Below are 6,284 nucleotides of genomic sequence, written 5' to 3'. Positions count from 1 at the left end.
GACGAAGAAGCAGGAATTTTTAGACCAATTTATCGCAACCGCAGCAGGGCAATCTATTCTAGGACAGCCTCCTGGCACCCGTTACCACATCAGGTCATCCGGAATCTGATAATCCGCGTACCAGTCTTCCTCTTCCTCAGTCAGATCGCCAGACTTATCATTCTGCATGACAATCGCTTCAGGCTTACGCTCTGCAATCTTGCTAGCCACCGGCGCAGGGATGACCAGAAAATCATCGCCCAATGTAGCCAGAGCCAGCAAGCCCCTTTCCAACTTGGTCAACTGTTCATCAGTCACATAGATTTTCTTGATTTTTTTGTCATATACAAACTTGTACTCTGCTTCCCCCCCGGCACGGGACAACGCATTTGACTCAATCAGTTGACGAACCTGTGCTTCCAACGCCTTACGCTGTCGTTCATCCTCAAGCTGTCGATTCAGCTCACGATCTTTCTCAGCCTGAGCCTGCCTCTCTTTATCCAGCTCAATACGGCGCTTTTCCTGATCGGTCATATCACCAGACCTGGCTGCCTGCTGTTTCTTTTTCTTATTACTGGTCTTCGCCTGTAGTGCCTGTTGTTTGGTTGCAAGGCCTGCCTTCATCAGTTGGTCACGAAGTGATTTACTCATCGTCTTAAATACCGGGGATACAAAAAGCTGGAATCTTGGCAAGCCCTTCTACTGACAGCCAGAGTCGAGACCAGCCATTGCTTACTTTTTGGCCCACAAAGAATAATTTTCCCTTGCGGGCCTTCAAGATGGTCACGAGGACCGTTGATTAGTGGACATCCTTCCAGAATTCCCGTTTGAGCAGATAGGCAAACACAAAGAACAGAGCCAGGAACAGGTATACATAAATACCCAGCTGCTTACGCTGTTCTTGCATTGGCTCCGCCGAGTAAGCCAGGAAGTTGGTCAGATCATAGACCATTTGATCGAATTCAGTGGGCGTCATAGTCCCCTTACGCGCCGGATCAACCGTCAGGCCACAGATCCTGTCACCAGTCAGCGGGTCGCGGGCCGTTGGGTCTGCATCACCACAATTGTCGATCTGGACTCCCTGAAGCCCGAGAAGCACATGAGGCATACCAACATCCGGGAAAACCTTGTTATTGACTCCGTAAGGACGACTCGGGTCTTCATAGAAGGTTCTCAGATAGGTATATAGCCAGTCAGGCCCACCTTTAACGCGGGATACCAGTGTCAGGTCGGGGGGAGGAGCACCAAACCAGACCTTGGCTTCGTCCGGGTCCATGCTGTTGCGCATCAGGTCGCCGATCTTGGCAGACTTGTCGAACACCAGGTGTTCCATCATCAGATCATGAGGAATACCCAGATCATCCGCTACCCGCTCATAGCGCTGATACTGAGTCGCATGACAACCTGCGCAGTAGTTCTGGTAATACTTTGCGCCTCGCTGTAGCGAAGCTTTATCAGAAGAGTCCACATTGGCCTCATCAAGAGGGTATCCCCCACCGGCTGCTGTGGCCAGCGATGAAAACAGCACAGAAACCAGAAACAACTTGATGGTCAGTATTATTCTTTTCATTAGCCGGTCACCCTCTCAGGTACAGGTTTGGTCTTCTCCCACCGAGTGTAGAAAGGCATCAACAGAAAGAACGCAAAGTAAATCAGCGTACAAATCTGGGCAATGAGTGTGTAGGTCTCGGTCGCCGGCTGCGTTCCAAGCCAGGTCAGCAAAATAAAGACAAAGGCAAAAACAACAATGCTGGTTCTGCTGATCAAGCCTTTATAACGCCATGATCTGACCGGACTGCGGTCCAGCCAGGGTAGTACAAAAAGAATGGCAATGGCACCACCCATGGCGATAACACCGCCCAACTTGGAGTCGATTGGCCCGATATCAAAGGTAATCGCCCTGAGAATGGAGTAGAAGGCACCAAAATACCATACCGGTGCAATGTGCTCTGGTGTCTTCAGACCGTTTGCCGGTTCAAAGTTGGCATGCTCAAGAAAGAATCCGCCCATCTCCGGGAAGAAGAAAATAATGCCGCAGAAAACAAACAGGAAAACCACAACACCGACAATGTCTTTAACGGTGTAATAGGGGTGGAAAGCAATACCATCAAGGGGTACACCATCAGAACCTTTATTTTTCTTGATATCTATACCGTCCGGATTGTTTGAGCCAACTTCATGCAGCGCCAGAATGTGCAGAACCACCAGACCAAGAATAACGATCGGCAGCGCAATAACATGGAGTGCAAAGAATCTGTTCAGGGTAATACCAGAGATCAGGAAGTCACCGCGAATCCACTGCTGAAGATCCGGACCAATCACCGGAATGGCACCGAACAGGGAAATAATAACCTGTGCTCCCCAGTAGGACATCTGCCCCCAGGGTAAGAGGTACCCCATAAAGGCCTCGCCCATCAGCGCCAGGTAAATTGCCATTCCAAAAATCCAGATCAATTCCCGTGGCGCCTTGTAGGACCCGTAGAGAAGTCCACGAAACATATGGCAATAAATAACCACAAAAAACATGGATGCGCCGGTAGAATGCATATAGCGAATCAACCAGCCATATTCAACATCCCGCATGATGTACTCAACAGAAGCAAAAGCGGCTTCCGCGCTGGGTACATAACTCATGGTCAGCCAGATACCGGTCAGGAGCTGGTTAACCAGCACCAGCAGGGCCAGGGAACCAAAGAAGTACCAAAAGTTGAAATTCCTGGGCGCATAGTATTTGCTGAGATGCTTCTCCCACGCTTGGGTGACGGGAAGTCGGGCATCAACCCAAGCCATTATTTTATTTCCCATCACGCATTCTCCTCATCTTTACCGATAATCAGAATATCATCGCCTTCAAAGGAGTAAGGTGGCACGACCAGATTCGTTGGGGCAGGAACTCCTTTGTAAACTCGACCGGCGAGATCGAACCGCGAACCATGACAGGGGCAGAAATATCCTCCCTTCCATTGGGCATCAAACTCCATGGGTTTGACTTCCGGCAGATATTTCGGAGAACACCCAAGGTGGGTGCACAGACCGACCAGAACTAAAACATCTTCCGTCCGTGAACGGTACGGATTGGTGGCATACTCCGGCTGCTCTGAGCTTGTTGATTTCGGATCACGCAAACGCCCATCCTGTGATGGCAATTGTTCAAGCATATCCTTGGTACGGCGCAGCACAAAGACTGGTTTACCCCGCCATTCGTAGACAACCTGCTGGCCTGGTTCCAGCTTGCTTAAATTGACTTTCACCGGGGCACCGGCAGCCCTTGCTTTTGCACTTGGGTTCCACGACTTCAGAAATGGCGTAGCAACCCCAACAGCCCCGGCAGCCCCCACTACCGAAGTCGCTGCCACGAGAAAGCGGCGCCGACCCTTGTTTACGCCGTTGTCACTCATTAACCTACTCTCCCCATCCGGGCTGAATGCCCAATGACTTTTTTTTGTTCATGGGTGTGATAACTGGAATCCACCAGTCAGGAACTCAACAAAACGTCCATCGATCAGTAAACCGGCTTTCCGTTTTTGAACCCCAAACTTTATTATTGGCAGGACGCGACCGATCACAGACCATCCGTCACAAGATAAAACAAAGTACACCAGACATAATAACAGATTTACTTCTGAAACAGGGCTTTTGTTAAACAGCCTGGCAAGGACAAAGACACAAGTTCTCTCGCCGAACCATCAGCACCCCAGACAACCTGACAGTGGCAACCAACCCCCCATCAAAAAGCCGCATTGAATTATGCTTAACCTTCTGAGCGACCCTGCGTAATGATACTGGTTTTAACGCATAAAAAAAATGCCCAAAACAGGGCGCAGGTTTTTTGCTAAAAATTGCAGGCACAAAAAAAAATCCCCAGTACGCTCTCCCGAAAGAGGCGCAAGGGGAAGATTTCCAGAAAATCAGACACAGCCTGATGGCGATACCGTCAGGTTGACTGAGATCAGCGTTTGGAGAACTGTGGACGCTTACGAGATTTACGCAGGCCAACCTTCTTGCGCTCAACTTCACGAGCGTCACGGGTAACGTAGCCAGCCTTACGCAGAGGAGAGCGCAGAGTCTCATCATACTGCATCAGCGCACGGGTGATACCGTGGCGGATAGCACCCGCCTGGCCAGAACCGCCGCCACCGGATACCGTGATCTTGATGTCGAACTTTTCAGTCAGCTCAGTCAGTTCCAGAGGCTGACGAACCACCATTCGAGCAGTTTCACGACCGAAGTATTCATCCAGAGTACGTCCATTGACAGTAATATTGCCAGAGCCAGCCCTGAGAAAAACACGTGCGGTTGAGGACTTGCGACGTCCAGTTCCATAGTATTGAGTTAAAGACATAACCACCCCTGATTACATTTCCAGTTGCTGAGGCTGCTGAGCAGCATGTGGGTGCTCGCTTCCGGCATAAACCTTCAGCTTGCTGTACATGGCACGACCCAAAGCATTCTTGGGCAGCATCCCCTTGACAGCCAGTTCGATTACCAGTGCCGGATTGTGTCCGATCAGCTTGTCAAAGCTCACTGACTTCAGGCCACCGATGTAACCGGTGTGGCGGTGGTACATCTTGTCACTGGACTTACGTCCGGTAACACGCACTTTCTCGGCGTTTACTACAACGATGTAGTCGCCAGTGTCCACATGTGGAGTGTACTCTGGCTTATGCTTGCCGCGCAGACGCAGAGCAATTTCTGTTGCCAGACGGCCCAGCGTTTTGCCTTCGGCATCAACTACGAACCAGTCACGTTTTACGGTTTCTGGTTTAGCACTAAAAGTTTTCATTAATTTCGCCTCTGTGATACCGCTGACGCGATACCTGTTTCTGCATGGCCGTTCCCTGCTGGACCAGAGCCAGGCTAATAGCCCCGGATAGCAATACCGGCCTGTTCAAAACAATGGGCGCTCTATCGGGAAACGGGAGCGGTATTATACCCTTTGGCAAGAGGAAATAAAGCCCCTCATGTGAGCAAGATCCAGGTTAAAAACTCATAATCAGTCTTCCTGCCTTCTTCAGGCAGGAGTTCAGGGAAACAACTGACCCAATATTTCTGAGAGTACAATGTTTTAAATCCATAATCGCTAATGATGAACTTGGAAAACGTTGTCAGAGGCCCTGAGCATTTTTAAAATATGACGACCCTGAAAGTTCGGATTAAACTGAAGACCATCGGGAAGAACCTTTCTGCCGAGCATCTCAAGTTCTGAAGAAGCAGCACTGGTTCGGACTTCAACGGCCAGTAGTAAGGAACTCACCAGGAAGCCCACAATGCTTCGGCTCCATAAACTCACGCCAAAACCACCGGCAAGGGCAGCGTATGTGACCCAAAAAGACATCCTGTTTACAAAACTATTTTTCTGATCCCCGTGATACCCGGTCACCATTCTCACAGGAGGTTGCGTTTTGTCATTATCGGCAAAACTGAACCCGACACCTTCTGAGAGTCCATTGATACTTACAGGCCCGCCAAGATCCAGAAAAAGCTCATTATCTTTGGGGAAATGATAATACCGGTAGCCATAAATACCCCCCCGTCCAGCACCACTGATATACAGTGACTTCAGGTCCATCCATTCCAGACTCCTGATGTAAAAATTTCTTTCAGTGGACAGCATCAAATCAAGGGATGATTGATGGGTTGCAAGAATTAAAAAAATTAGCAGCGGGTTTTTCTTCAAAGGGGCAGGCATTGTCCTTGAATCAATTTTTTTTACCAACCGCCTGACTTTGCTCTCCGTGGTAAATAACACCTTGTAACCCGAAACCTCTGAAGCAGATTCAGTTAATATTGCTTCAAAGTCTACCAACAACAATTGTCCGGTTCTTTTAAGGTAAGAAAGGTAATTGACATAATCAAAAAATCCGTCTTCTACCTCCTCCATTTGATCAATTTCATCATCCTCTGATGGCACTGTAATCATTATTCGACAGGACTCGGCAACCCCCTGCAGGCAACCCCTCGTATATTTCAAATCCCCATTGACACCGTAGATATCCCTCAATTCCACAAAGCCGGCATAGTCTGGAGCCTCAACGTCGTCAGACTGACTTTGATAACCCGCTATTGCCTGACCAGCGATCACAATTGCGATACAACCATACCGCCCTGCTCTTCTCGCCAGAGCTCTTGAAAAAAACAAAAGCATCGTCTTAATTTTTACCACAAGCCTCACCAGCAATACTGTGAATCAAATGAATACCGGGACAAAAACTCAGCCAACGATTATAGCCATGCACAATTAACCATAAGCAGTTAACCAAATGAAATCATATTTTCTGACTAAGTGGCCAGTCACTCTGCTGCGT

General features: G+C 49.0%; 7 protein-coding genes. All 7 read right to left on the bottom strand.

All coding sequences use genetic code 11. The annotated features are described in order from the left end of the window. Positions 1–81: 81 nt before the first annotated feature. The 7 genes from KDK14_RS10575 to KDK14_RS10545 all read right to left on the bottom strand — a co-directional run bounded on the left by KDK14_RS10575 (position 82) and on the right by KDK14_RS10545 (position 6,142). The gene (locus tag KDK14_RS10575) at positions 82–630 is read right to left on the bottom strand and encodes a DUF2058 domain-containing protein (protein WP_257265071.1); all 549 of its coding nucleotides are present in this window, start codon (positions 628–630) and stop codon (positions 82–84) included. Positions 631–778: 148 nt separating this feature from the next. Then, a complete protein-coding gene (locus KDK14_RS10570) occupies positions 779–1,549 on the bottom strand; it encodes a cytochrome c1 (protein ID WP_257265070.1) in 771 nt (256 codons plus the stop codon). After that, positions 1,549–2,784, bottom strand: coding sequence for a cytochrome b N-terminal domain-containing protein (locus KDK14_RS10565; protein WP_257265069.1), 1,236 nt, complete (start codon positions 2,782–2,784; stop codon positions 1,549–1,551). The genes KDK14_RS10570 and KDK14_RS10565 overlap by 1 nt, the downstream gene beginning before the upstream one ends. Next, positions 2,784–3,377, bottom strand: a complete 594-nt coding sequence (gene petA, locus KDK14_RS10560) for a ubiquinol-cytochrome c reductase iron-sulfur subunit (protein ID WP_257265068.1) — start codon at positions 3,375–3,377, stop codon at positions 2,784–2,786. The genes KDK14_RS10565 and petA overlap by 1 nt, the downstream gene beginning before the upstream one ends. 551 nt (positions 3,378–3,928) lie before the next feature. Beyond that, positions 3,929–4,321 carry a 30S ribosomal protein S9 gene (rpsI, locus tag KDK14_RS10555; RefSeq protein ID WP_257265067.1) on the bottom strand — a complete coding sequence of 131 codons (393 nt, stop codon included), beginning with the start codon at positions 4,319–4,321 and terminating at the stop codon, positions 3,929–3,931. Between the two features lie 12 nt (positions 4,322–4,333). Further along, on the bottom strand, positions 4,334–4,762 hold the full coding sequence (gene rplM, locus KDK14_RS10550) for a 50S ribosomal protein L13 (RefSeq protein ID WP_257265066.1): 429 nt from the start codon (positions 4,760–4,762) through the stop codon (positions 4,334–4,336). A 297-nt stretch (positions 4,763–5,059) separates the two neighbouring features. After that, entirely contained in the window at positions 5,060–6,142 is a 1,083-nt protein-coding gene (locus KDK14_RS10545; protein WP_257265065.1) for a hypothetical protein, read from the bottom strand. Positions 6,143–6,284 lie beyond the last annotated feature (142 nt).

Source organism: Endozoicomonas sp. ONNA2 (assembly GCF_024606365.1).
Classification (GTDB): domain Bacteria; phylum Pseudomonadota; class Gammaproteobacteria; order Pseudomonadales; family Endozoicomonadaceae; genus Endozoicomonas.
This window is presented reverse-complemented; position numbering and strand designations above follow the sequence as displayed.